The following is a 22,452-nucleotide window of genomic DNA, read 5'->3' as shown; positions in this document are numbered from 1 at the left end:
CCTATAGAGCCGGACTGAGCCGCACGATCGCGGCGAACCGTTCCCAATTCTTGCCCGCCTTCGGCGTCCAGGCGGCTTCGGCGATGGCCGGCAATCTGGGGAAGACGAGGCGGTTGAAATAGGCGCGGGTGAGAAAATTCTCGAGCCAGATGCAGGCCTGCACGCCTTTCATCCGATCCTTCAATTCCTCGGGGAATTCACCTTCCGCCTCATAGGCGTAGGTATGTGCCGGTGGCACGGTGCCGGCCCAGCTTGCACCCGGCTCCTGCCAGGCTTCCGCCTGCACCATATCGAGATAATAGGCCTGTCCGGGCGTCATCACCACATCGTAGCCTTCGCGCGCAAGCTCGATGCCGACCTCCGGTTTCTCCCAGGCCATCAGCAGCGTGCCTTCCGTGCCGACGCCGCCGCCATGGGCGACTTCGTTCCAGCCGGCAAGCTTGCGGCCGCGTGCCGTCAGCATCGTCTTCACCCGCTTCAGGAAATAGGATTGCAGCGCAAAAGTGCCGGATATGCCTTCCTGCTCCATCAGCTTGCGGGCGAGCGGCGAGGCGAGCCAGGAGCCATTAGCCACTTCGTCGCCGCCGATATGGATATACTCGGAGGGGAACAGGTCGACCATTTCGTCGAACACTTTACCGAGGAATTCATAGGTCGGCTCGACCGCAGGGTTGAGGGCGTTGTTGGGATAGCCCTGGACGGAATGATAGCTCTCCGGCGCCTCCTGCCCGTCGGCCAGATCCGGCAGGGCGACCAGGGCGGCCGTGCTATGGCCGGGAATATCAATCTCCGGCACGACCTCGACGCCGAGCGCCAGGGCATGGGCGACGATCTCCCGGACGTCTGCCTGCGAATAGAAGCCGTCCACCGGCTCAGCGCCATTGCCGAGCTGCGGCAGCAAAGGTTCGTCCGGGCCGCGCAGCACGCCGGTCGAGGTGAGCTGCGGATAGGCCTTGATCTCCAGCCGCCAGGCCTCGTCGTCGGTCAAATGCCAATGGAAGATGTTGAGTTTCAGCCAGGCGAGGATATCGATCAGCCGCTTTACGTTTTCCTTAGGATGAAACTGCCGGGAGACGTCGAGATGGCAGCCGCGCCAGCCGTAACGCGGCTGGTCGGAGATCGTGCCGGTGATCGGAAAGCGGAATTTGCCGGGTTCACGCCGCGCGCCATCCAGGAGCTGCGCCAATGTCGTCAGGCCATAGAGGCGGCCGGCGTCGGCGGAATAGGCAAGCGTGATCTCGTCGGCCGAGAAAGTGAGCTCATAGGCTTCCTTGGCGAGAGCCGGCCGCTCGACGAAGCGCAGGCGCCTCCCCTGCGGCGCGGTAATGAGGCTGAACGGCGCGTGATTGACCGGGAACAGGCGCTGGGAGAGCGCCAACGCCGTCGCAACGGCCTTCAGGCTGCCACCATCGGTTCCCTTGACGGGATAGATGGCGACGGGAAAGGTCTCGCCCGGCTTGACATCGATCGCTGCCGGCCAGGGCTGGATGGCGAAAGGAAGATCGAGCTTGCCTTCCGGCAACAGCACAGGCGGCGGCGCACTGACGCGCCCTTCGAGCAGGAGGTCAGTAACGGATACCGGAACGTGGGTACCATCGGACAGTGTCAGATAGGCGGACTTGGCGCCATCGGTGCAATGTTTCGCGGTGCGGTTCAGGCCGCTGACGCTGAAGGTCCAGCTTTCGCCTGATGCAAGCGACAGGCCGGCGGGCGGGGCGAATTCATGGAAATTGGCGTTGCGGCGAAGGAACACGGCATTGTCGCAGGCCTTGGAATCGATGACGCGCGTCAACGACGTATAGACCAGCCGGAAACCGGTCAGCGGCGCATTCGACAGATTGACCAGCGTAAACGTCAGGCGGCCATTCGGTCCGCCCTCGGGAGACCAGGTGTTTTCGAGATGATTGGAAGCCGGCTGCATATCTATTCTCTCCTTAACGACAAGCGTTCAATAATGATCGGACTGTGAAAATGTATGGGCGAGCTCGGCCTGTCCCGCGGTCAAGCCGCAATCGACCGGCAGGCAAACGCCGGTGATGGCAGCGGCCATCGAACCGGCGAGAAAGGCCACGGCATTGGCGACATCGGCGGGATCGACGACGCGCTGCAGCGGATACCAGCGGCGGGCCTCTTCAAAGACATTGGCGTTGGCGGTCGCACGCGCCTCCCAGGCCTGCGTGCGCACCGTGCCCGGCGCGACCGCATTGGCGCGGATGCCGAACTTGCCGTATTCGACCGCCACCAGGCGGGTGAAATGCAGCAGTCCGGCCTTGGCGGCGCTATAGGCGGGGTGGCCGAAAACGGCCATTCCGTTGACGGAAGCGATATTGATCAGCGATCCCTTCGATGCCTTCAGCATATGCTCGACGGCGCGGAAACACAGGAAGGCAGCTTCGAGATTGAGAGCATTGTCGGCGCGCCAGATATCCGGCGTCGTATCGTGCAGGCTGACGGCGCGGGCCGCACCGGCATTGTTGACCAGGGTCCTGACCACGCCCAGTCCGGCCGCAACCTTTGCCATCTCAGCGGTATCGGTCTCGCTGGTGACATCGGTTTTCAGGGCTACGAAGCGTTCCGTCGGCCCCAGCTCTTCCGCAGTCTTTTGGACGGCCGCAGCATCGATATCGACCAACAGGACGATATCGTGATCATCCGCAAGACGCCGGGCAATGGCGCGCCCGATATCGCCGGCAGCTCCGGTGACGATGGCGACGGATTGAGTCATGCTTCTGCCCCTGATAAATCCTAGTTGTTTAGTCCCCGAGAAGCTGGCGGTCGTCGCCGTCGCGATGGGTCACGAGTTGCTGCTTGATGCGGCGCAGCGTTACCGTCGCCTGCGGCTGAATGCGGTACGCCACAAGGCTTGCAATGATATCCACGACCGCGAGGTAGGCGATGCGCGTCGACGTCGGGCGATAGATATTGTTGCCCTCAGGCAAATCCACCGGCACGGTGATATCTGCGGCCAGCGCCACCGGACTGTGGCTCTGCGTCAGCGCAATGGTCGGCACCTTGGCCTCGCGGGCGAGCTTAAAGGCCCGCACCAGCTCGGCATTGCGGCCGGACAGCGACGAACCGATCAGCACATCCGCGGGCTTGGCGGCGGCGGCCATCATCAACTGCATGCTGTGATCGGAACTGGCGGTGACGCGCAGGCCGAGGCGGAAAAGCCTGTTCTGCAGCTCACTGGCGATCATCGAAGAATTGCCGCCGGAGCCGAAGGCGTAGATCATCTCCGCGCCGGCAAGCCTGTTCGACGCCTGCTCGATGGCAGGGATATCCAGCCCGCGATGCAGCAGGAACAGCGCATTCTGCGCCTTGGTGATGATGTCCTGGGCGACATCCGCCGGTTCGATGCTTTTCGGCTCGGGCTTGATATAGCGCATGCCGACATAGGCGGTGCGGGCAAGCTGCACCTTGAAATCGGAAAAGCTCTCGCAGCCGAGGCGGCGGCAGAAGCGGGTGACGGTCGGCGGCGAAACATCCGCCTTGCCGGCAAGCTCGATGATGGAAGCATTGACCGCGAATTCGAAGTCGTTGAGGACGATGTCGACAATACGGTTTTCCGACTGCGACAGCCGCCCCCTTTCCTCCTGCATGGTCGTGAAAATATCCACGGACTTCCCCCTTAACGCATGGTCTTTTTCGAAGCCATGCTGCCTCCCCCGAAGTCTTGCCGCTTCAGCCTTCCGGCGTCTTATACGCGATGCAATCGATCTCCACCTTGCAGTCCACCATCATCGACGACTGCACGCAGGCGCGCGCCGGCGGATGCGCGCCGAAGTAGTCCTGGTAGATCTTGTTGAAGCTCCAGAAGTCACGGGGATCGTCGAGCCAGACGCCGACGCGGACGACATGCTCGACGCCGTAGCCGGCTTCATGGAGAATATCGATGAGATTGCCGATCGCCTTGTGGGTCTGGGCGATGATACCGCCGTCGATGATCTCGCCGTCTTCCATGGCGACCTGGCCCGAGACATGGAGCCAGCCATTGGCTTCGACCGCACGCGCAAAGGGCAGCGGCTTGCCGCCCGCACCCGTCTGGCCAGTCCCATAACGCTTGATGGACATTTTCGAATCCTGCAAATTATTTTCTTATTGCGTTGACAAATGACCATAGAAAGCGGAATTTGACCAGTGAAAATCGTAGTTTATGAAAAGAATTTCAATTTCGGCGGACACAATGCGCGATCCTTTTAAAAATCCCTTCCCTGCCGACGATGCTGCCCGACACGCAATCTGGGAGATGCTGGTGCCGCGCGACATCGGCGCCTTTCTTGCCGCCGACTGGTCGCTGGTTGCGGAGGATTTCGTCGAAGATGGCTTTATCGGTATCGATGGCCGCCGTGAGGTCAGCCCCGACAAATGGCGCCTCGCCTTCCCCAATCTTGCTGCCTACCGCGACGAATGGTTGCGGCAGGCACGCGATTTCGCCGGCCAATCGCTTGCGGAGGACCCGCGCACGGCAATCTTTACCACGACCACGCTGGAAGACATCGAGATCGAAGGCGAGACGGCGCTGGTGCGCAAGAAATTCGACGGCAGCTTGAAGAAGAAAGACGGCAGCGTCGATGTGCTGAAATGGCAGACGCTTTATTATTGCCGTCTGCATGAAGGCCGCTGGAAGATTTCCGGCTTTACCGGTTACCTGCCGAACCCAATGGAATAGAGGCGACGGCGTTGCGCATTTTCACCGCGGTGCTCGCGACCGAGACGAACACATTCTCCCCGATCTGCGTCGATCGACGCGCTTTCGAGGCTTCCCTCTATGCGCCGCCCGGCGAACATCCGGAGACGCCGACGCTCTGTTCGGCACCGATCACCGTCGGCCGGCAAGTGGCCGCGGAAAAAGGCTGGGAATTGATCGAGGGCACCGCCGCCTGGGCCGACCCGGCCGGCTTGGTGAACCGGACGGCTTATGAAGGACTGCGTGACGAAATTCTCGACCAGCTTCGCGCCGCCATGCCGGTCGACGCCGTCGTGCTCGGCCTGCATGGGGCGATGGTTGCCGCCGGCTACGAGGACCCAGAAGGCGATTTTCTCACCCGGGTCCGTAAGATCGTCGGGCCGGACATTCTTGTCTGCGCCGAACTCGATCCGCACAGCCATTTGACTAAAAAGCGGCTCGCGGCGGCGAATTTCTTCGTCTACTTCAAGGAATTCCCGCACACGGACTTCGTCGATCGCGCCGAAGACCTCTGGCGCATCGCTGTCGATACGCTGGAGGGCCGAGTCAAAGCGGTCATGTCGGTCTTCGATTGCCGGATGATCGACGTCTACCCCACCTCGCGCGAGCCGATGCGCTCCTTTGTCGACAAGATCATGACGATCGAGAAAGATGCCGACATCCTGTCGATCTCGGTGATCCACGGCTTCATGGCCGGCGACGTGCCGGAAATGGGCACGAAGCTGCTGGTCGTTACCGATAATAAGCCGGACAAAGGTTCTGCTCTCGCTCGCGAGCTGGGCTTGGAGCTCTTTTCCAAGCGCGGCACCTTCATGATGCCGCAGATCGATGAAAAGCTCGCGGTGGCCCAAGCCATGGCCGCACATTCAGGTCCGGTCGTCATTGCCGATGTCTGGGACAATCCCGGCGGCGGCACGGCGGGCGATGCGACCGTCATCCTGGAAGAATTGCTTGCCCACGGCGCCCGCGAGACGGCAATCGGCACGATCTGGGATCCGATGGCAGTGCAAATCTGCATGGCGGCCGGCGAAGGCGCGGAAATTCCGCTGCGCTTTGGAGCAAAATCGGCGCCTGGCACCGGCAATCCGATCGACGGCATCGTCAAGGTCGTGCGGCTCGTTGCCAATGCCGAAATGCGTTTCGGCGAAAGTTTCGCGCCCTTTGGTGATGCCGCGCATATCGAACTCAACGGCATCGACATCATCCTCAATTCGACGCGCGCCCAAAGCTTCGATCCCAGCCTTTTCTCGGTGATGGGGATTGATCCCACCCGCAAGAAAATCCTGGTGATCAAGTCGACCAACCACTTCTATGCGTCATTCTCCAAGATCGCGTCGGAAATCCTTTATTGTTCGGCCGGAACGCCCTATCCGAACAATCCGGCGCGCACGCCCTATCGCCGCGCGCCGAAGGATATCTGGCCGATGGTTGCCGACCCGCATGCGGCAAAAGAGGGAGCTGCCTGATATGGCGCATCACATCGTCTCCGAGATCAGCCCCAGGTCGGGCGATCGCATCGACGCGCTCTCGACGCCGCGGCCGATCATCGACGAAGACCGCATGGCGGCGAATATCGCCCGCGTGCAGTCCTATATGGACGCACACGGGCTGAATTTCCGGCCGCATATCAAGACCCACAAGATCCCCGCGCTCGCGAGCGCCCAGGTGACGGCGGGCGCAAAGGGGATCAACTGCCAGAAGATCACCGAGGCCGAAGTGTTCGCCGATGCCGGCTTCGAAGATATCCTTATCACCTTCAACATCATCGGGCCGGAAAAGCTTACCCGCCTCTCCACGCTGAACGATCGCATCGCGGGGCTGAAGGTCGTCGCCGACAGCAAGGCGACGGTCGACGGCCTGTCCGCTCATTTCGCGGCGCGGAAGCCCCTTACCGTCCTGGTGGAATGCGATACCGGCGGTGGGCGTTGCGGCGTGCAATCGCCTGAAGAGGCTGCGGCTCTGGCCAGAGATATCGCCGGCAAGCCGGGCCTGACTTTCGGCGGTTTGATGACCTATCCGAAACCGAACAGCGCTGCGGCCATCCAGACCTTCCTGGCCGAGACCATCTCGCTCTTGAAGCGTGACGGCATCGACTGCCCCATCGTCAGCAGCGGCGGCACGCCGAGCCTCTACCAGGCGCATCTGGTGACCGCAGCCACGGAGCACCGCGCCGGCACCTATATCTACAACGATCGCTCGATGGTGCGCGCGGGTCATTGCGGCGAGGAGGATTGCGCCATGCATATCCTCGCCACCGTCGTCTCGCGCCCAACGCCGGACCGCGCCGTGATCGACGCCGGTTCCAAGGCGCTGACCTCCGATCTCCTCGGCTTTTCGGACTACGGCACAGTGGTCGGCTACCCCGAAGCTATCATCACGAATCTCTCGGAAGAGCACGGGGTGATCGATCTTTCGAAATGCGGCGGGCCTCGTCCGGCGATCGGCGACAAAATCCGCATCATTCCCAACCACACCTGCGTCGTCTCCAACCTATACGACCGCATGGTGTTTCACCGCGACGGCATCGTCACCCGCGTCGAAGATGTCGCGGCTCGCGGGCTGGTCTGGTAGGGCGTGATCACCTCTTCTCCCCTCGGGGAGAAGGTGCCTGAAGGGCGGATGAGGGGGCGCGCTTGAGCACCCCTCAAGCGCGCCAAGCGCAGCCTTCTTCCTACCGGTGCGAAGGTGTGCTCAACAGCTCCATATCGACATCCGTCAACTCCACCTTGCGCTCGAAAGCCACACCGTTCTCGTCGAAAAGATGGCAGTCGGCCAGGTGAATGCCGGTGACCAACGGCACGTCCGTGCGGATGGCGACGCTTCCCGGCAGAGTGGCGCAAAAATTCTCGCCGCTGTACCGTTCCAGCGCCGCGTAGGCGACCGTCTGCGCCCCCAGCCGCTCGATTACGGTTGGCATGACTGTCAGGGATATATCGCCGCCGCCGAGCTGCACATGCTCCGGCCTGATGCCAAGCGTCAGCTCCTTGCCGACGGCGCCGTCTCGCGGGGTCACCGGCAGCAACGCCGTCTGGCCTTTGTAATCCACCTCGACACCTGCCTCGCTGACGCCCTTGCAGGTCACGGGTAGGAAATTCATCTTGGGATTACCGATGAAGCTGGCGACGAATTTATTTGCCGGCTTATGATAGAGCTCCAGCGGTTCGCCGGTCTGGGCGATCTCGCCGGCATTGAGAACGACGATCCGGTCGGCCATGGTCATGGCTTCGACCTGATCGTGGGTCACATAGATCATCGTCGCCTGCAATTGCTGGTGCAGCTTGGCAAGCTCGATGCGCATGTCGGCGCGCAGGGCCGCGTCGAGGTTCGACAGGGGCTCGTCGAACAGGAAGATCTTCGGCTCTCGGACGATCGCCCGGCCGATGGCGACGCGCTGCCGCTGGCCACCCGACAGCATGCCCGGCTTTTGCTGCAGGCGCTGATCGAGATGCAATATGCGAGCGGCGTGCTCCACCCTGGCCTTGAGCTTGTCTTCCGCCATCTTCTCGACGCGCAAGGGAAAGGCGATATTCTCGAACACCGTCATATGCGGATAAAGAGCGTAGGACTGGAACACCATGGCGATGCCCCGCTTGACCGGCGGCAGATCGTTGACGCGCGCGCCGTCGATGATGATGTCGCCGCTGGTGACGTCGTCGAGACCGGCGATCATTCGAAGCAGGGTCGACTTGCCGCAACCGGAAGGGCCGACGAAAACGACGAACTCGCCGTTCATCACGTCAAGCTCGACGCCTTTGATGACTTCGAAGTGGCCGTAGAATTTCTTGACCTGGTTAAGGTGAAGCTGTCCCAAATTCTGTCTCCGCTCGGCACATTGTAGAGGAGGCATGGCCCCAAAAAAAGCGGCCGCGCGCTAGATGCGCGCGGCCTCGTTGCTGGGAGTTATTTATACTGCTCAAGATCGGCAGCCGCCTTCTTCAAGGCATCCGCCGGTTGGGCCTTACCCGTCACGACCGACTGGACCATCTCGATCATGACGTTCTGGAAGCCCTTATAGTCCTTGAACAGCGGCTCGGGACCACCGTAGCTGATGCCGTCGATAAACGGCTTCCAGAAGGGATCTTTCTTCTCGAACTCGTCGACCATCGGGGATGGACGCAGAGGCGTGAGGCCAGCGCCGCCCTGCAGTTCGTATTCGCCCTGGGGACCCGGAGAGGTGATGAACTTGGCAAATTCGATCGCCTTGTCCTCGACGCCAGTGCCCTTGAAAACAGCAAGACTATCGGTGATGAGCAGCGTGCCCTGCCCCTTGGCGGAAGGGCCGAGGGGCAGCGGTGCGACGCCCCAGTTGATCTTCGTTTCCTTGAGACGATAGGCGGCGCCCGAGCCCGCCTGGATCATACCGACTTTGCCATCCAGGAAGATGGCGCGCACTTCGTTTTGTTCGTAAGCCGTCGGTCCTTCGACGGAGTAAGGCGTGATGTCCTTATAGGCTTGAAGGGCGGCCAGCACTTCCGGGCTGTCGAGGACGATCTTGTCGCCGTCGATCACCTTGCCGTTGTTGGTGTAGACCCAGTGCAGGAACTGGTGCATGGTGTTGTCGAAGGTCTTGGCCGACAGGCCATAGCCGGGAATGCCGGTCTTTTCCTTGATCGCCTTGGCATCGGCGATTTCCTCGGCCCAGGTGGTCGGCGGCTTTTCCGGATCGAGACCCGCCTTCTTGAAGAGGTCCTTGTTCCAATAGAGCGCCTTGGTCGAGAAGGCGATCGGCACACCCCACTGCTGGCCGCCGGAGGTCACGGTATCGACGATATTCGGATAGTAGCTCTTCTTCTCCTCGTCCGTCATCGGGATGGGAACGATAAGATCGTTCTCGGCAAACTGCTTCAGCGTGCGCGAACCGACATAGGCCATGGCGACCGGCGTGCCGGCTGCGGCGAGCGTCGTCGCTTTGTCCTGGCACTGCTCCCAGCCGACGACCTCGGGCTTGACGGCCCAGCCCGGATTCTTGTCTTCCCATTGCTTGATATATTTCACATGGATCGGATCGATGCTGTCGCCGCAATAGATCCAGCTAATTTCCTTGTCGGCGGCTTGGGCATTCACCGCGCCAAGCGCGGTGGAGCCGAGCAAAGCAAGGGCAAGCAGCCCTGTTTTGAAATGGAATGTCACGTTTAAGCTCCCGTTCTCTGGTGATTTTGCGTGTTTTATTGCTTCACCGCGCCGGCGGTCAGACCGCTGACGAGATAACGTTGCAGGAAAAAGATCACGACCAGCGCCGGCGCGATGCCGACGAAGCTTGCAGCCATGAGTTCGTTCCAGACAACCTCTTGCCTGCCGAAATAAGCGAACAACCCAACCGGCAGCGGCATGTATTCGGTCTTTGAATTGAATGTGAGCGCATAGATGAACTGCTGCGCATAGGCTTCGATGAAGGAGGAAATCGCCACCACGACAATACCCGGCATGGCGATCGGCAGGATGACGCGGCGCAGCGTATAGAGCTGGCTTGCGCCGTCGACATAAGCAGCCTCGTCGAGCTCCCGGGGGATGCGCCTCATATAGGTGTGCAGCAGCCAGATGCCGGTCGGGATGATGAAGGCGACCCCCGGCACGATCATGGCGAAATAGGTGTTGAGCACGCCGAAGGAGCGCATGAGCCGGAATAGCGGGATCAGCAGGACCGCGCCGGAGAACATCTTGACGGCAAGAAAAGCGCCTAGCAGCAGTCCGGAGCCCCTGAACTCGAAACGCGCGAAGGCATAGGCCGCTGGGACCACCAGGATCAGGACGATAATGGTAATCGTGCCGGAAATCAGAAACGAGTTGAAGATGTACCAGCCGAAGCCCGGCACGCTGGTCCACATCGTCCGATAGGCCGCCAATGACCCGTTTTCGGGAATAAAGCGGTAGGGCGAGGAAAAAAGCTGACTGAGGGGCTTCAGCGAGACAAGGAACCCTTCGATGAAGGGCGCCAGAACGAAGGTGAGGAACAGCAGGATACCGACATAGATGCCGATGAGCTCGTACCACCTGTAGCGATTGATCATCGACGGATGGCTCATCGCTTGTCCCCCGTTGCAAAGCGGCTTGTGAGGCGGAAATAGGCAAGGCAGAAGAGCGACAGGAAGATGCAGATCAACACCGCGCGAGCAGCACCTTCACCGTATTTGTAGGACCCGATCGCCGTCTTATAGGTGTCGATGATCATCGTCGTCGTTTCCCCGTTCGGGCCGCCGCGGGTCAGGATCCAGATGATATCGAAGGAGTTGAATGTCGAAATCAGCGACAACATCGACATGGTGACCAGGGAGGGCACCAGAAGTGGCAGCGTAATGCGGCGAAAACGGTAGGCCCGTCCGGCACCATCTGTCCAGGCGGCCTCGTACAGATCCTGCGGAATCGACTGCATGGCAGCCAGCATATAGAGCGTCACCATCGGCACGCCGATCCAGACGTCGGTTATGATCGTCGCCCAGAAGGCGGTGCTGCCATAGGCCAAGAAGGCCACCGGGCCATCGACCAGACCAAAGCGCTGCAGCAGGCCGGAAATCATGCCGAACTGGCCATTATACATCCAGCCCCACATGAAGATGCCGATCGCCATCGGCACGATCCAGGGCGGCATGGTCAGCACCCGAAAAAGCGAGCGGCCGGGAACCGCCGAATTCAGCATCAGCGCCCCGAAAGTGCCGATGATCATCTTGATCGACACGGAAAAGAACGTCCAGATGAAGGTGCGGACGATCACCGAGGCAAATGTCTCGTTGAAAATCTTCGCATAATTTTCGAAGCCGACCCAGTTCGTCAGCTTCTTCAGCGAGGCGTCGGTGAAGGACAGGATGACGGTATCGACCAGCGGATAGGCGACGATGACGACGACGTAGAGAACGGCCGGAAGAAGCAGGAGCCAGGCGAAGATGACCGTGCTGCGTTGAACACCCATCTTGCGCCTCCCTCTATGCGGCTCGCGAGTGCAGCGCTTCGTCGAACTGGTCCCATATGGGCCTGAGATCGACGACAGTCCTTTTCATGCGTGCCTCGTCCATCGACAAAGCGAGAATTCCAGCCTCCAAGGCGTTGAGCGTCGAGACCGGCAGGGCTGCGCCCATCTTCACATGGGCGATGAGATCGGCTGCCATCTGCTCGTCGGCGCCATAATGCTGCGACAGTTCGGTCGCGGCATATTTGTTTTCGATGACTTTCTTGCCGGTCAGCATCTCATGCACATCGAGATAACCGCGGATGAAATCGCCCTCGGCCATGCCGCGCGAGCCCATGACGGCGAAGCGACGAAACTGGTCCGGCACGTTGAGATTGGTGTGAAAATTCATGCCGACACCATTGGCATATTCGATGATCGCCACCTGGTAGTCGATGATGTCGCCGTCGCTGTCGAAGACGCGGTTCGACCCCATCCATCCGCTCGGCTTGCGATGGAAGATTTCGAGGTCGTTGATCCCCTCACGCGCGGGGTCGTTGGCGGGGACGAAACTCTTGCGGCCGCCGAAGCTTGCGACCCGCTCCGGTCTGGAACCGACCACGCCGTTATAGAGATCGAGGTCGTGGCAGCATTTTTCCAGCATGAAACTGCCGGAATAGCGCTCATAGCGTCGCCAATCGCGCATGAAGAAAGCGCCGTGGTAAGGCTCGATATGCTCGGCCGCCTCGATGGAGACGATCTGACCGAGCGTTCCAGCTGCCTGAACCGCCCGTAGATCTCGATAGAGCGGCGAATAGCGCAGCACCAGGCCGACCATCAGGCGTTCGTGACCGAATTTCGCCATCAAATGAGCCAGTTCGATGCTCTGCTCGATGGTGGAGACGATCGGTTTTTCGCAGAAGATCTTCAGGCCGGCCTCAAGGCCGAGGCGAATATGATCGAGATGCATGTGGTTCGGCGAGCCAATCATCAGCAGATCGAGCTTTTCACCCGCGATCAGGTCCTTCGGGGAAGCATAGGCCTTGCCGGCCGAAATGCCCTTTTCGGTGAGACCCTGCAGGCCCGCCGGCTCGGGATCCACATAGCCCGCGATCTCGAAGCTGTCGTCAATGGCTTTGAAAACATAACCCAGATATCCCAGACGGAATCCGAGTCCGATGATCCCCACTCGCATACTGGTATCGTTCCCGCTGCGTAATTTATTTTCGTCAGCTTGAGCGAAATTTTCGCATCCGTCAACGAGCTTCCGGAAAATACTCGTGTTGATGAAATTCATTTTCAGATTGGCGTATAGAAATACGCAGCCGCTGCGACGCGGAACCGTCTAGGGTCGATCTTGATGCCGGTTATTTTCGACAACGGCGGAGCTTATCGGTTCGGACCGTTGTATTGCCAATACTGATAGTTCGGCTTGCCGGTGCCTTCGGAGATGACGCCGTTTTGTTCGCAGATATAACCGAGGCGCGGCATGTTGTGATAGAAGATGCCCTCGTGGAAACCGCGGATCCGCACCGTCGTCGTGCGGCACTCAAATTTTTCGTCGGCAGCCATCTTCGGTTCGGTCACGCCCGGAAGGTCCTTATAGGGATAGACGGGGCGGACATAGGGCTTGGGAAGCAGCGGATTGTCGGCAAAAGCCGGCACGGGCACGAGGCTGGCGAGAAGCAATGCGGCAATGACGAGTTTCAGTTTGGTCCACATGGATTTCTAGGATCCTTCCGCCACGCGGGCGCTACAACAGACGCCTTCTATCTTAGATATAATAATGCCCGCGCTGCCCGCCAACAAATGCACGTGAAAATGACGGGGGCTCGGGGCATGTCCGCAACCTGCCATTCGTTCACAGCAAATTACGTCGATGAAAACGCTTTTACTTGAGCATACACCATAGGCGTGCAATCTAAGTTTGCGAAAAGTAAGAAGCCTGCTATATACTAAACCGGCTGTCGCTCCAGTTTATTGTCGTCGGGATTTCTGTTTGTGGGAGTAAAGGTGATTCTCGAGCGAACCAATCGGATCATCGCATGTGCGGAAGTACCCAGTGTCGACAGTCTGGCACCGCAGGTTCGTATCTACGTCATCAATCTCGATCGTTCGCCCGAACGCTGGGAAAGATTGCGCGGGCAGGCCGCTCAATATGGCCTGAGCGTCACGCGAATTCCTGCTGTCGATGGCAGCACGATTCCGGAACGCGACCGCGTCGACTTCCAGCCGCGGCAATTCATCTATCACAACGGGCGTAAATTGCTGGCCGGCGAATATGGTTGCTATCGCAGCCATCTGCTCGCCCTGCAGCAATTCGTCGCAAGCGGCGACAAGATGGCCATCATCATGGAGGATGATGTCGAACTCAACCAGAGATTGATACCGCGTGCGCTCGCCGCCATGGACAGCGTTTGCGGCGCACGCCTGGTGAAGCTCGTCAATCATCGCCTGGTCGGCTTCAAGCCGATATCCGAAACGGCCGAATACGACATTGTCGGCCGCTGCATGCATGGGCCGCAGGGATCGGCCGCGTGCTACATCGTCAGCAGAAAGGCGGCGAAGAAGCTGCTGGTCGCGCTGAAGCCGATGCTTCTTCCTTACGATGTCGCCCTCGAGCGCGGCTGGTCGACCGGGGTCGAAACCTTCGCCACCCTTGAAAATCTGGCGGATTTCAGCCCATTCCGTGCCGATACGACGATCGGCAAGCGCGTACATTACCGTGCCGTGAAGCGGCCTTTTCTGCTGCGGGCAACAGCGCATTGGTTCCGCGTCTGCGATCAGCTTCGCCGCTGGATCTATACCGTGAAGGCCAAGCCTCAATCGATTGTCGGAAGCGCCGAACAACGCTGAGGCGGTTCAGCTTCCAGGAAACCGCAGAACTGCTGCGTCTTTCGGCGTTCCCGCCGAAACCGCTTTGCTTTTCGAAGGTTGCGGCCCTGCGACGCTGTCGAAATCCGGTTGATCGATGGTTAGATCCACCTCGCGCTCGCGGAAAACGAGGTCCACCACTTCGCCGTTGGGCACGTAGCCGGATACCAGCTTCTGCAGCAGGGTTCTTGCCTGCGGAATGTCGTTTTCATCCAGCGCTGCCTCAAGGGACGCGAGCCTCTTTGACAGCTCCGCCCAGGGCAGGAAATCCTCCTTGGCTCGCATGATGCGCGGATGGGATGTCGCCTGCGGGTTGTCGCCGATCAGGAGCTCTTCATAGAGTTTTTCGCCAGGCCTGAGGCCGGTGATCTCCAGCTCAATATCGCCCTCCGGCTCGTCTTTGTCCCTGACGGTCAGACCGGACAACTCCACCATGCGGCGGGCAAGATCGGCGATGCGGACCGGTTCGCCCATATCGAGCAGGAAGACGTCGCCGCCGCCGGACATGGCGCCGGCCTGGATGACGAGCTGCGACGCCTCAGGAATCGTCATGAAATAGCGAGTAATATCGGGATGCGTCAGCGTGATCGGACCGCCATCCCGGATCTGCTGGCGAAAGAGCGGCACGACCGAACCCGATGAACCCAGCACGTTGCCGAACCGAACCATAGCAAAATTCGTGCCGCCGGCACCCGGTTTGCGGTCCGCGTCCATGGCCTGCAGCACCATTTCCGCCAACCGCTTGCTTGCGCCCATGATGTTGGTCGGACGCACGGCCTTGTCGGTGCTGATCAGAACGAAATCCTCGACGCCGCAATCACGCGCCACCTCGGCCGTTGTCAGCGTTCCCAGGACATTGTTGCGAATGCCTTCGACAGGATTGTACTCGACGAGAGGCACATGCTTGTAGGCAGCAGCGTGGTAGACGGTTTTCGGCCGCCAAGCCTCCATGATCTGCCTGAGCCGCCGGCCGTCGCGGATGGAAGCCAGAAAAGGGATGATGCGGATATCACCGTCGCCGGCCGTCGCCGCTGATTTCTCCAGCTCACCGTGGATGGCGTAGAGCCCGAATTCATTCTGCTCGACCAGCAGCAGGCAGGACGGGCCGTTTTTTAGAATCTGGCGGCAGAGCTCACTGCCGATCGAGCCTCCGGCGCCGGTGACCATAACCACCTTGCCGCGGATATTTTTCTCGATGAGCGCGCGATCGGGCGCGATCACGTTGCGGCCGAGCAGATCTTCGATATCGAGTTCGCGCAGGTCGGAGACCGCGACGCGTCCCTGGGCGAGCGCCGTCAGATCAGGCATGGTTCGCACGGTGACGCGCGCCTTGCGCATGCTCTCGAGAATTTCGTTGCGGCGCTGACGCGTCGCGTTCGGCAGTGCAAGCAGCACGTCCCTGATCTCGCTCGATACGCTCAAGGCAGACAGGTCGGCGGGATCATAAATGGGCAGGCCGCCCATGATGCTGCCCTGCAGATGCTTGTCATCGTCGAGATAGCCGACGACATTCAGCTCGGCGCTGTTGGCGAGCGCACCGGCGAGCTGCCGGCCGGAAGAGCCGGCGCCGTAGATCAGCACTTTGGCGAGCTGATTGCGATTCAACAGCCGCTGATAGGCATTGCCGAGCCAATAACGCGTCCACATACGCGACAGGCCGATGGCGATCAACAGCAGCAGTGGCTGCAGGATGCCGACCGTACGGGGCACGCCGGGTACGCTGATCGCGGTAAAAATGGTCATGAAGGCGAGCGCATAGATCGACACTGCCTTGACGACGGTCATGAAGGCCGACATGCCCGCATAGCGGAAAATGGCGCGATAGAGGCCAAGGACGATGAAGATCGGTATGGCAACGAGAAGCGAAACGATCGCCGGCAGCCATTCCACGCCCTCCAGAATGACCCAGTCATCCAGGCGCAGACAATAGGCGAACCAGACGGTCAGTACGCAAAGGCTGGCATCGACGATCAGCGCCAGCGCACGTTTGGTCGAGCGCGGCAGCGCCAGGAACGGCAGGACGAGCTTATCCGCGGGCACCATGGGTCAGTTTTCCCTGGCGCCGGTCAACGGAACAGCAGACCGCTTCTCTCGCATAAATTGTCCCACCACCTATTGCACAGCACAGTAAGATTGTCTTTATGCCTTCATTAGCAAAATGCAATCACTCTCTGCATCAATTCACTTTTAGAACAGCGGACGCGCAATTGCATCCCCGATCTTGAAAGAACCACCGGACGCAAGGTGGCGACGGAGATCACTTCCCGAGATAGCCGCGGACAACCGGATGCCGGAACAGACCGGCGAGGATGGCAAAGGCGGCGCCAAGACTCATGCCGAACAGGGCGCCGGCGATCAATCCGGCCACCATCATCACCTTTCGGCTCGGTCCATTCGCCGTCAGCGGCGGTTCGGCCTCGGAGATAACACGGACATTGTTCTGCGACAGGTCCTGCGCGTCGCTCGTCTGGCCGGAACGCTTCAGCAGCGCCTCGTAAACCTCACGTGCGGCAGCCGCCTTGCGCTGCAATTCGTTCAATCCGACCAGTTTGCCCGACGTATTGACCTGCGAGGCCTTCTGCACCGCCAATTCCTTGGCGATATCCTGCTCGGCCTTCTGCGCCTGCTCGTAATCGGCACGGGCCGAGGTCGTCTGGCGCTGCAGCTCGCTGCGAATTTCCGCCGCGAGGCTGTCTAGCGAGGATTTGGCGGCAAGCAGGCGCGGATGACGGGCACCGAGCTGGCTTTGCAGGCTGCCGACATTGGCGGCGAGCGTCGCATATTGCTGGCGAAGACTGCTGAGCGCTGTGGACGTTGCCGTCGCATTCGCCGAAGGGCCGTTTGAGACGACATCCTCGAAACTCAGCTTATTGGCCGCCTCGGCCCGCGCCTTGGCTTCGATCGTCTTTTGCTGCGCAGTCACCAGCATGTCGTTCAGCGCGGTCAGGCGCTTGTCGGAGATCAGGTTGCCTTCGACGGCGACCATATCGTTATCGGCGCGGTAGACTTCGACCGCCTTTTCGGCAGCAAGCACCTGCTGGCGCAAATCTTCGAGCCGGCTGTCCAGCGCGGTATTGCTGGTCCGGTAGCTATTCGCCGCCGCCTTGTTCTCTTCCTCCATGAAGGAGGTAACAAGCTGGTTGGCGATTTTGGCTGATTTCTGCGGATCGCGCGTCGTCACCTTCAGCGACACGACATAAGTGCTGGCCTCGCGAGCGATCTGCACCGCCTTTGCGAGCGCTGCCGTCGCCACGTATTTTGCAGCATCGCCGGTGGCGCCGCCGCTGAATTGCGGGTCCTGATCGAGCTTCAACGCATCGACGACCCGGCCCAGCACCTTGCCGGAGGAAAGGATTTGGGTCTGGCTGTCGATCATCGTCAGGATCAGCTCCGGCGCAATGGGAGCGGCCTGCGGGGAATCAGAGCCTCCCACTTGCCGAGGATCGAAATAGAGACTGGTTTCGGCCGTGAATTTCTGCGGCAGCAGCGGGATGATGGCGGCGCCGAGCACCGCCCCGACGCCGGCAAGCGCAAGAACCAGCAGCTTCTTCGCCCAGATCGATCGGACAGCCGAGCGCAAATCGAGGAGCGGCGTATCGGCCGCAGGCGTCCGCGCAGGCAAGACCGTTTGCGGTTCGGCAGTCACAGCCGGCTCAGTGGCCAAGGGGGCTGCGATAATGACCGGCTCCACGATCGGCAGTGGCGCGGCTTCAGATTTGCGCTCGAGTTCGCGAAGAATTTTATCTCGGGCGGAGTTTGGCGGGGCGGAGCTTGCCGGCGTCACCGGACCGGCCGGTTCTTCGGCGGCAACAGGCCGAAGCTCATGAACAAAGTCCCTCGGCCGCAGCACAGGACTGCGCGAGCGCAAGCCTTCGCGCCGTGCTTCCGACGGCTCGGTGCTGTGCCAACCCGGAAGTTGGCTCGATCGCTTGCTTCGTTCCAATGAGCTCATGACAGACTTTCATGGGTCCGCCCGCAGGTCCTGCGCAGCAGATGCCCGGAGTTTAGAAATGTTTGGCTAACGGAACATTAAGGACGTTCCCAGGAAGTCTCGTGACAAGACGCCGGAGAGAGCCGGCCAAGCCGATCTCTTCATCAATATTCAACCGGGAAGTTCATATGAAACGGGCACACCAGCGACGAGGAAGAACAGGAGCTTGCAATGACCGGACTGGCAAAGAAGCTGCTGCGCCAATCGCTCGCTGTAGCGGTTCTGCTCGCCTCGGCGGCTGAGACCGATCCCAGCTTTGCCGCATCGCAGCTCTGCTATCGGGGCGTCAATCTTTCCGGGGCCGAATATGGCGACCGCACCGGCGTGCTCGGCACCAACTACACCTATCCGTCTGAGGATACGGTGCGCTATTTTGCCAAAAAGGGCATGAATGTCGTCCGCCTGCCCTTCCGCTGGGAGCGGCTGCAGCCGGTACTTGGGCAGCCGCTCGACGGCGCGGAGCTGCAGCGGCTCAGGGATGCCGTCGACCTTATTCAGGAGCATGGCATGGCCGTCGTCCTGGATCCGCATAATTTCGGCTATTACGACAAGGACCAACTCACGCAGGCGCCTGCGACCGATCTCGCTTTCGGTGATTTCTGGGCGCGCCTCGCCGTTGAGTTCGCCAATCAAAAGGGCGTGGTCTTCGGCCTGATGAACGAGCCCCATGACATCAAGGCTCCGGATTGGCTGGAGGCCGCCAATACCGCCATTCGCAGCATTCGCACGGTCGGTGCCCGCAACCTTGTCCTCGTACCCGGCACGAACTGGACCGGCGCATCGAGCTGGGCTGCCGACAAGCTCGGCGGTGGCGCCAACGATGCCGTCATGCTCGGCGTCAAGGATCCGCTCGATTTCTACGCATTCGAGTTTCACCAGTATCTCGATGCCGACAGTTCCGGTACGCATCCCGTCTGTGATGGCAGCGACCAGGCCAAACAAGGATTGACCGACGTGACCGCCTGGCTGCGCAAAAACGGCAAGCGCGGCTTTCTCGGTGAATTCGGCGTTGCAGCAAATCAACCCTGCCTCGACGGGCTGAAGCAGGTCTTCGACGTCATGGCTGATAATAGCGACGTCTGGCTCGGCTGGACCTATTGGGCCGCCGGCGACTGGTGGCCATCGCAGGAGCCGTTGAACGTGCAGCCGCGCGGCGGCAAGGACCGGCCGCAGATGAAGACGATCACCACTGCCGTCGGCGGGAAAACGGCGCTTGCCGTGGCCTGCGCCAGCGTCAAGCCAGAGGGCTGATCGGCGGAAGCGAGCGGGCGGATAGCGCTTTGTGCCGAATCACGGCGCTGCTATGGTTGGCCCGGCCGATGGATGCGGCAGCCCTGGACATTTCATGAAAAGCCTCACGGACAAGCAGCGCATCGACTACCCGATCCTGGCGATCACGCTGTTTTCTGTCCTCTACAATTGCATCCTCGCCTATATCAACCACAACATCACGCCGCTTGCCGTCTCGCATGTCGTGCTCTGCGAAGGCATGATGATGCTCTCCAGCGTCGCCTACCTTTTGAAAAAGGGCATCTACGAGGAGGATCTGCCGATCTTCCTCTATCTGATATTCACGCTGATCATCACGATCTACATCACCGTGATGAACCGCATGCCTTTCATCGATCAGTTCCGCAACGTGCTGATCATCGTTGCCTTCGCCGGCATCGGCAGTTGGGCGAGCGAGCGGACGGTGAAGCTTGCTTTCCGCATCGGCTGCTTTTTCGTGCTGCTGTTTCTGGTCTGCGAGATCGTCAGCACACCCTTCTATGTCAGCCTGTTCCATCCCGGCGAATATTTCGAGAATACCCGCGGCATCAAGCAGGCAAGCTTCAACAGTACCGGCCTGTTCGCCAACGCGCTCGGTTTTGAAGGCCGCTTCTCGTTCGGTCTCATCGACCATCGTTCCTCGTCGATCTTCCTGGAGCAGGTGTCGCTCGCCAATTTCTGCGGCGTCATCGTCATTTATCTGCTCTCGTTCTGGCCGAAGCTCGGCAAGATCGAGAAGGCGCTCTTCGTGTCGACGGTGCTGCTGATCCTGCTTACCAACGACACGCGCACGATGCTGATCTTTTCCTTTATCAGCATCATCGGCTATTTCGTCTTCCCGAAGATCCCGAAGGCCTTCGATCTCATCCTGATGCCGCTGATAATTTTGATCGGCTTCTTCGTGCACTTCATGAAGCCGGACGAAGTGGGCGACAATTTCACCGGCCGCATCGGCGTTACGATCAAGAAGATGTTGGACCTCGATTTCCAGGCGATCCTCGGCCTGGATATTGCACGCATCGGCGAATTTGCCGACAGCGGTTACGTCTATCTCATCTACGGTTCGACGATTTTCGGCTTGATCATGTTCTGGCTGTTCGTTTGTCTTTTTCCCGGCGGCGAGACGCCGGCGCAAAGACGTTGCGGTCATTCACTCTCTCTTTTCATTTTTCTGAATATGATGATCGGCGGCACGGCGATCTTTTCCATCAAGATCGCCGGCCTGCTTTGGTTGCTGGTCGGGTACATGCGCGCTTCTGACAAGCCGCGCACTGCCCGGACACAGCCGGCAAATATGGATGGCAGCAGAGTGCCCGGCTGACCTTGCCTTGCGTCGGCCGAGGCCGCATGAGGATCGGGATGCTTGTACAGTTGCAGTATCTACGCGCCATTGCCGCGCTGATGGTCGTCTATTTTCATTCAGTGCTGCAGGTGCCGAAGGTCAATTCCGGCTTCGACTGGCAGTTCCGTCTCTTCGGCGAGACCGGTGTCGATATTTTCTTCGTGCTCAGCGGTTTCGTCATGTGGCTGACTACGACGGGCCGCGAAGTGCGCCCGCTCGATTTCTATCGCCGCCGCATCCAGCGCATCGTACCGCTCTATTGGCTGGCAACGTTGTTTTCCGCCACCGTCGCTCTCGTTGCGCCATCGATCCTGAAATCGACGGTGTTCGACATTCCCCATCTTGCCGCATCGCTTCTGTTCCTGCCTTGGCGCAATCCCGCCGATCCCAGCCTCATCGCTCCCGTCGTCGTGCCCGGCTGGACGCTCAACTACGAAATGTTCTTCTATTTCGTCTTCGGCCTGTTGCTGCTCGTGCGTGAAAAATGGCGGCTCTATGCCCTTTTCGGCACGATGACGGCGATCATCCTCGCCTGCCGCCTGTTTCCGGTGGAAACCACGGCAACGACGGTCTATGGCGACCCGATCATCTACGAATTCCTGGCGGGCGTCGTTCTCGCCAAGCTTTATCTCGAAAAAGCGCTGCTGCCGCAGGCGGTCGCCTGGCCGGCTCTCGCGGTCGGATTCGCCTTCCTGCTGATCAATGAGACGCTCTGCGATGCCAGCATGCGCTCTTATATGTGGGGAATTCCGGCTGTCGTCATTCTCTACTCCGCCGTCTCGATCGATTTCTCAAAGCTGCCCGTCATCGGCTGGCTGAGCTATCTCGGCGATGCCTCGTATAGCATCTACATCACCCATGCCTTCACGCTGGCATTTCTGCGCGTCGTCTGTGGCGTGCTGAGGATCGATATCATGGCGCATGGCCCGGTCTTCGTCAGTTGCTGCATCGTCTGCTCGGCGATCGGGGGGGCGATTGTCCATGAGCTGACGACACCCAGCCGCTGGGGGAAGTGGAGAAAGAAGCAGACGGCCATTGCCTGATCGGTTTCCCGTCGATCTGCGACAGCTTTCCTTCAGAACGACGGGGATACGCGGCTGAAAGGCGCAATAGGAACGGAATTTTTCGCCACCTATCATAATCTCTGTCGCGAGGAATGGGCGAGGAGCTTTCCCGTGCCTTTCGATTGCTATAAGCGAGCGGTCAACAGATGAGCCGCCTTACGAGGGAAGAGATATGAAGAGCTATGTTCTACGGGTATCGTGCCAATCGACGCGTGGGATCGTTGCGGCGATAGCGAATTATCTGGCCGATCAAGGCTGCAACATCGTCGATTCCAGCCAGTTCGACGATCTCGATACCGGCAAGTTCTTCATGCGGGTCTCCTTCATCTCCGAAGAAGGGATCAA

The 22,452-nt window shown here is 60.0% G+C and carries 20 protein-coding genes; 8 read left to right on the top strand and 12 right to left on the bottom strand.

Annotated features, from left to right (window positions below; translation table 11 throughout):
- Position 1 precedes the first annotated feature (1 nt).
- From K290_RS0104975 to K290_RS0104960, 4 genes are all read right to left on the bottom strand, one after another.
- The gene (locus K290_RS0104975) at positions 2-1,921 is read right to left on the bottom strand and encodes a beta-N-acetylhexosaminidase (protein WP_028750859.1); all 1,920 of its coding nucleotides are present in this window, start codon (positions 1,919-1,921) and stop codon (positions 2-4) included.
- A gap of 27 nt (positions 1,922-1,948) precedes the next feature.
- Entirely contained in the window at positions 1,949-2,725 is a 777-nt protein-coding gene (locus tag K290_RS0104970) for an SDR family oxidoreductase (RefSeq protein ID WP_028750858.1), read from the bottom strand.
- Positions 2,726-2,753: 28 nt separating this feature from the next.
- Positions 2,754-3,617 carry a MurR/RpiR family transcriptional regulator gene (locus K290_RS0104965; protein WP_028750857.1) on the bottom strand — a complete coding sequence of 288 codons (864 nt, stop codon included), beginning with the start codon at positions 3,615-3,617 and terminating at the stop codon, positions 2,754-2,756.
- A gap of 64 nt (positions 3,618-3,681) precedes the next feature.
- Positions 3,682-4,071 carry a RidA family protein gene (locus K290_RS0104960; RefSeq protein WP_028750856.1) on the bottom strand — a complete coding sequence of 130 codons (390 nt, stop codon included), beginning with the start codon at positions 4,069-4,071 and terminating at the stop codon, positions 3,682-3,684.
- Between the two features lie 112 nt (positions 4,072-4,183).
- Between K290_RS0104960 and K290_RS0104955 the strand changes: the two genes are divergently transcribed.
- The 3 genes from K290_RS0104955 to K290_RS0104945 are packed head-to-tail and all read left to right on the top strand — an operon-like array spanning position 4,184 to position 7,258.
- Positions 4,184-4,669, top strand: coding sequence for a hypothetical protein (locus K290_RS0104955; protein ID WP_028750855.1), 486 nt, complete (start codon positions 4,184-4,186; stop codon positions 4,667-4,669).
- Positions 4,670-4,680: 11 nt separating this feature from the next.
- A complete protein-coding gene (locus K290_RS0104950) occupies positions 4,681-6,153 on the top strand; it encodes a M81 family metallopeptidase (RefSeq protein ID WP_028750854.1) in 1,473 nt (490 codons plus the stop codon).
- A gap of 1 nt (position 6,154) precedes the next feature.
- Positions 6,155-7,258, top strand: coding sequence for a D-TA family PLP-dependent enzyme (locus tag K290_RS0104945; protein ID WP_028750853.1), 1,104 nt, complete (start codon positions 6,155-6,157; stop codon positions 7,256-7,258).
- Positions 7,259-7,358: 100 nt separating this feature from the next.
- Here the strand turns inward: K290_RS0104945 and K290_RS0104940 are convergent, their stop codons facing one another.
- The 6 genes from K290_RS0104940 to K290_RS0104915 form a co-directional block, all read right to left on the bottom strand.
- On the bottom strand, positions 7,359-8,498 hold the full coding sequence (locus K290_RS0104940; protein ID WP_028750852.1) for an ABC transporter ATP-binding protein: 1,140 nt from the start codon (positions 8,496-8,498) through the stop codon (positions 7,359-7,361).
- 89 nt (positions 8,499-8,587) lie between these two features.
- Complete coding sequence (locus tag K290_RS0104935) at positions 8,588-9,817, bottom strand: extracellular solute-binding protein (RefSeq protein WP_028750851.1); 1,230 nt, start codon at positions 9,815-9,817, stop codon at positions 8,588-8,590.
- 35 nt (positions 9,818-9,852) lie between these two features.
- A complete protein-coding gene (locus tag K290_RS0104930; protein WP_028750850.1) occupies positions 9,853-10,710 on the bottom strand; it encodes a carbohydrate ABC transporter permease in 858 nt (285 codons plus the stop codon).
- A complete protein-coding gene (locus tag K290_RS0104925) occupies positions 10,707-11,591 on the bottom strand; it encodes a carbohydrate ABC transporter permease (protein ID WP_028750849.1) in 885 nt (294 codons plus the stop codon). Before K290_RS0104925 ends, K290_RS0104930 begins: the two co-directional genes overlap by 4 nt.
- Before the next feature lie 13 nt (positions 11,592-11,604).
- Complete coding sequence (locus K290_RS0104920; protein WP_028750848.1) at positions 11,605-12,762, bottom strand: Gfo/Idh/MocA family protein; 1,158 nt, start codon at positions 12,760-12,762, stop codon at positions 11,605-11,607.
- A gap of 194 nt (positions 12,763-12,956) precedes the next feature.
- Entirely contained in the window at positions 12,957-13,289 is a 333-nt protein-coding gene (locus K290_RS0104915) for a hypothetical protein (protein ID WP_028750847.1), read from the bottom strand.
- A 291-nt stretch (positions 13,290-13,580) separates the two neighbouring features.
- Here K290_RS0104915 and K290_RS0104910 point away from each other — a divergent pair, with 291 nt between their 5' ends.
- Positions 13,581-14,423: a glycosyltransferase family 25 protein gene (locus K290_RS0104910; protein ID WP_028750846.1), complete on the top strand. Its 843-nt coding sequence runs from the start codon at positions 13,581-13,583 to the stop codon at positions 14,421-14,423.
- Between the two features lie 6 nt (positions 14,424-14,429).
- Here the strand turns inward: K290_RS0104910 and K290_RS33825 are convergent, their stop codons facing one another.
- Together K290_RS33825 and K290_RS0104900 are read right to left on the bottom strand one after the other, a co-directional pair.
- Entirely contained in the window at positions 14,430-16,484 is a 2,055-nt protein-coding gene (locus tag K290_RS33825) for a polysaccharide biosynthesis protein (RefSeq protein WP_245276480.1), read from the bottom strand.
- A gap of 214 nt (positions 16,485-16,698) precedes the next feature.
- Entirely contained in the window at positions 16,699-18,393 is a 1,695-nt protein-coding gene (locus tag K290_RS0104900) for a GumC family protein (RefSeq protein WP_028750845.1), read from the bottom strand.
- A 210-nt stretch (positions 18,394-18,603) separates the two neighbouring features.
- On the opposite strand from K290_RS0104900, the gene K290_RS0104895 reads away from it, so the two are divergent.
- From K290_RS0104895 to K290_RS33820, 4 genes are all read left to right on the top strand, one after another.
- Positions 18,604-19,683, top strand: a complete 1,080-nt coding sequence (locus tag K290_RS0104895; protein ID WP_037134985.1) for a glycoside hydrolase family 5 protein — start codon at positions 18,604-18,606, stop codon at positions 19,681-19,683.
- Between the two features lie 94 nt (positions 19,684-19,777).
- Positions 19,778-21,022, top strand: a complete 1,245-nt coding sequence (locus K290_RS0104890; protein WP_081670238.1) for a hypothetical protein — start codon at positions 19,778-19,780, stop codon at positions 21,020-21,022.
- 38 nt (positions 21,023-21,060) lie between these two features.
- Positions 21,061-22,086 carry an acyltransferase family protein gene (locus K290_RS0104885; protein WP_028750842.1) on the top strand — a complete coding sequence of 342 codons (1,026 nt, stop codon included), beginning with the start codon at positions 21,061-21,063 and terminating at the stop codon, positions 22,084-22,086.
- Between the two features lie 193 nt (positions 22,087-22,279).
- On the top strand, positions 22,280-22,452 hold a 173-nt coding region (locus K290_RS33820), incomplete at its 3' end, for an ACT domain-containing protein (RefSeq protein WP_037134983.1).

This window comes from Rhizobium leucaenae USDA 9039, assembly GCF_000426285.1.
GTDB classification, from domain to species: Bacteria; Pseudomonadota; Alphaproteobacteria; order Rhizobiales; family Rhizobiaceae; genus Rhizobium; species Rhizobium leucaenae.
This window is presented reverse-complemented; position numbering and strand designations above follow the sequence as displayed.

Coding starts and splice junctions, on each gene's coding strand:
- K290_RS0104975 (WP_028750859.1), bottom strand. CDS start 1,921: ATGCAGCCGGCTTCCAATCATCTCGAAAACACCTGGTCTCCCGAGGGC.
- K290_RS0104970 (WP_028750858.1), bottom strand. CDS start 2,725: ATGACTCAATCCGTCGCCATCGTCACCGGAGCTGCCGGCGATATCGGG.
- K290_RS0104960 (WP_028750856.1), bottom strand. CDS start 4,071: ATGTCCATCAAGCGTTATGGGACTGGCCAGACGGGTGCGGGCGGCAAG.
- K290_RS0104955 (WP_028750855.1), top strand. CDS start 4,184: ATGCGCGATCCTTTTAAAAATCCCTTCCCTGCCGACGATGCTGCCCGA.
- K290_RS0104945 (WP_028750853.1), top strand. CDS start 6,155: ATGGCGCATCACATCGTCTCCGAGATCAGCCCCAGGTCGGGCGATCGC.
- K290_RS0104930 (WP_028750850.1), bottom strand. CDS start 10,710: ATGAGCCATCCGTCGATGATCAATCGCTACAGGTGGTACGAGCTCATC.
- K290_RS0104925 (WP_028750849.1), bottom strand. CDS start 11,591: ATGGGTGTTCAACGCAGCACGGTCATCTTCGCCTGGCTCCTGCTTCTT.
- K290_RS0104920 (WP_028750848.1), bottom strand. CDS start 12,762: ATGCGAGTGGGGATCATCGGACTCGGATTCCGTCTGGGATATCTGGGT.
- K290_RS0104915 (WP_028750847.1), bottom strand. CDS start 13,289: ATGTGGACCAAACTGAAACTCGTCATTGCCGCATTGCTTCTCGCCAGC.
- K290_RS33825 (WP_245276480.1), bottom strand. CDS start 16,484: ATGGTGCCCGCGGATAAGCTCGTCCTGCCGTTCCTGGCGCTGCCGCGC.
- K290_RS0104900 (WP_028750845.1), bottom strand. CDS start 18,393: ATGAGCTCATTGGAACGAAGCAAGCGATCGAGCCAACTTCCGGGTTGG.
- K290_RS0104895 (WP_037134985.1), top strand. CDS start 18,604: ATGACCGGACTGGCAAAGAAGCTGCTGCGCCAATCGCTCGCTGTAGCG.
- K290_RS0104890 (WP_081670238.1), top strand. CDS start 19,778: ATGAAAAGCCTCACGGACAAGCAGCGCATCGACTACCCGATCCTGGCG.
- K290_RS0104885 (WP_028750842.1), top strand. CDS start 21,061: ATGCTTGTACAGTTGCAGTATCTACGCGCCATTGCCGCGCTGATGGTC.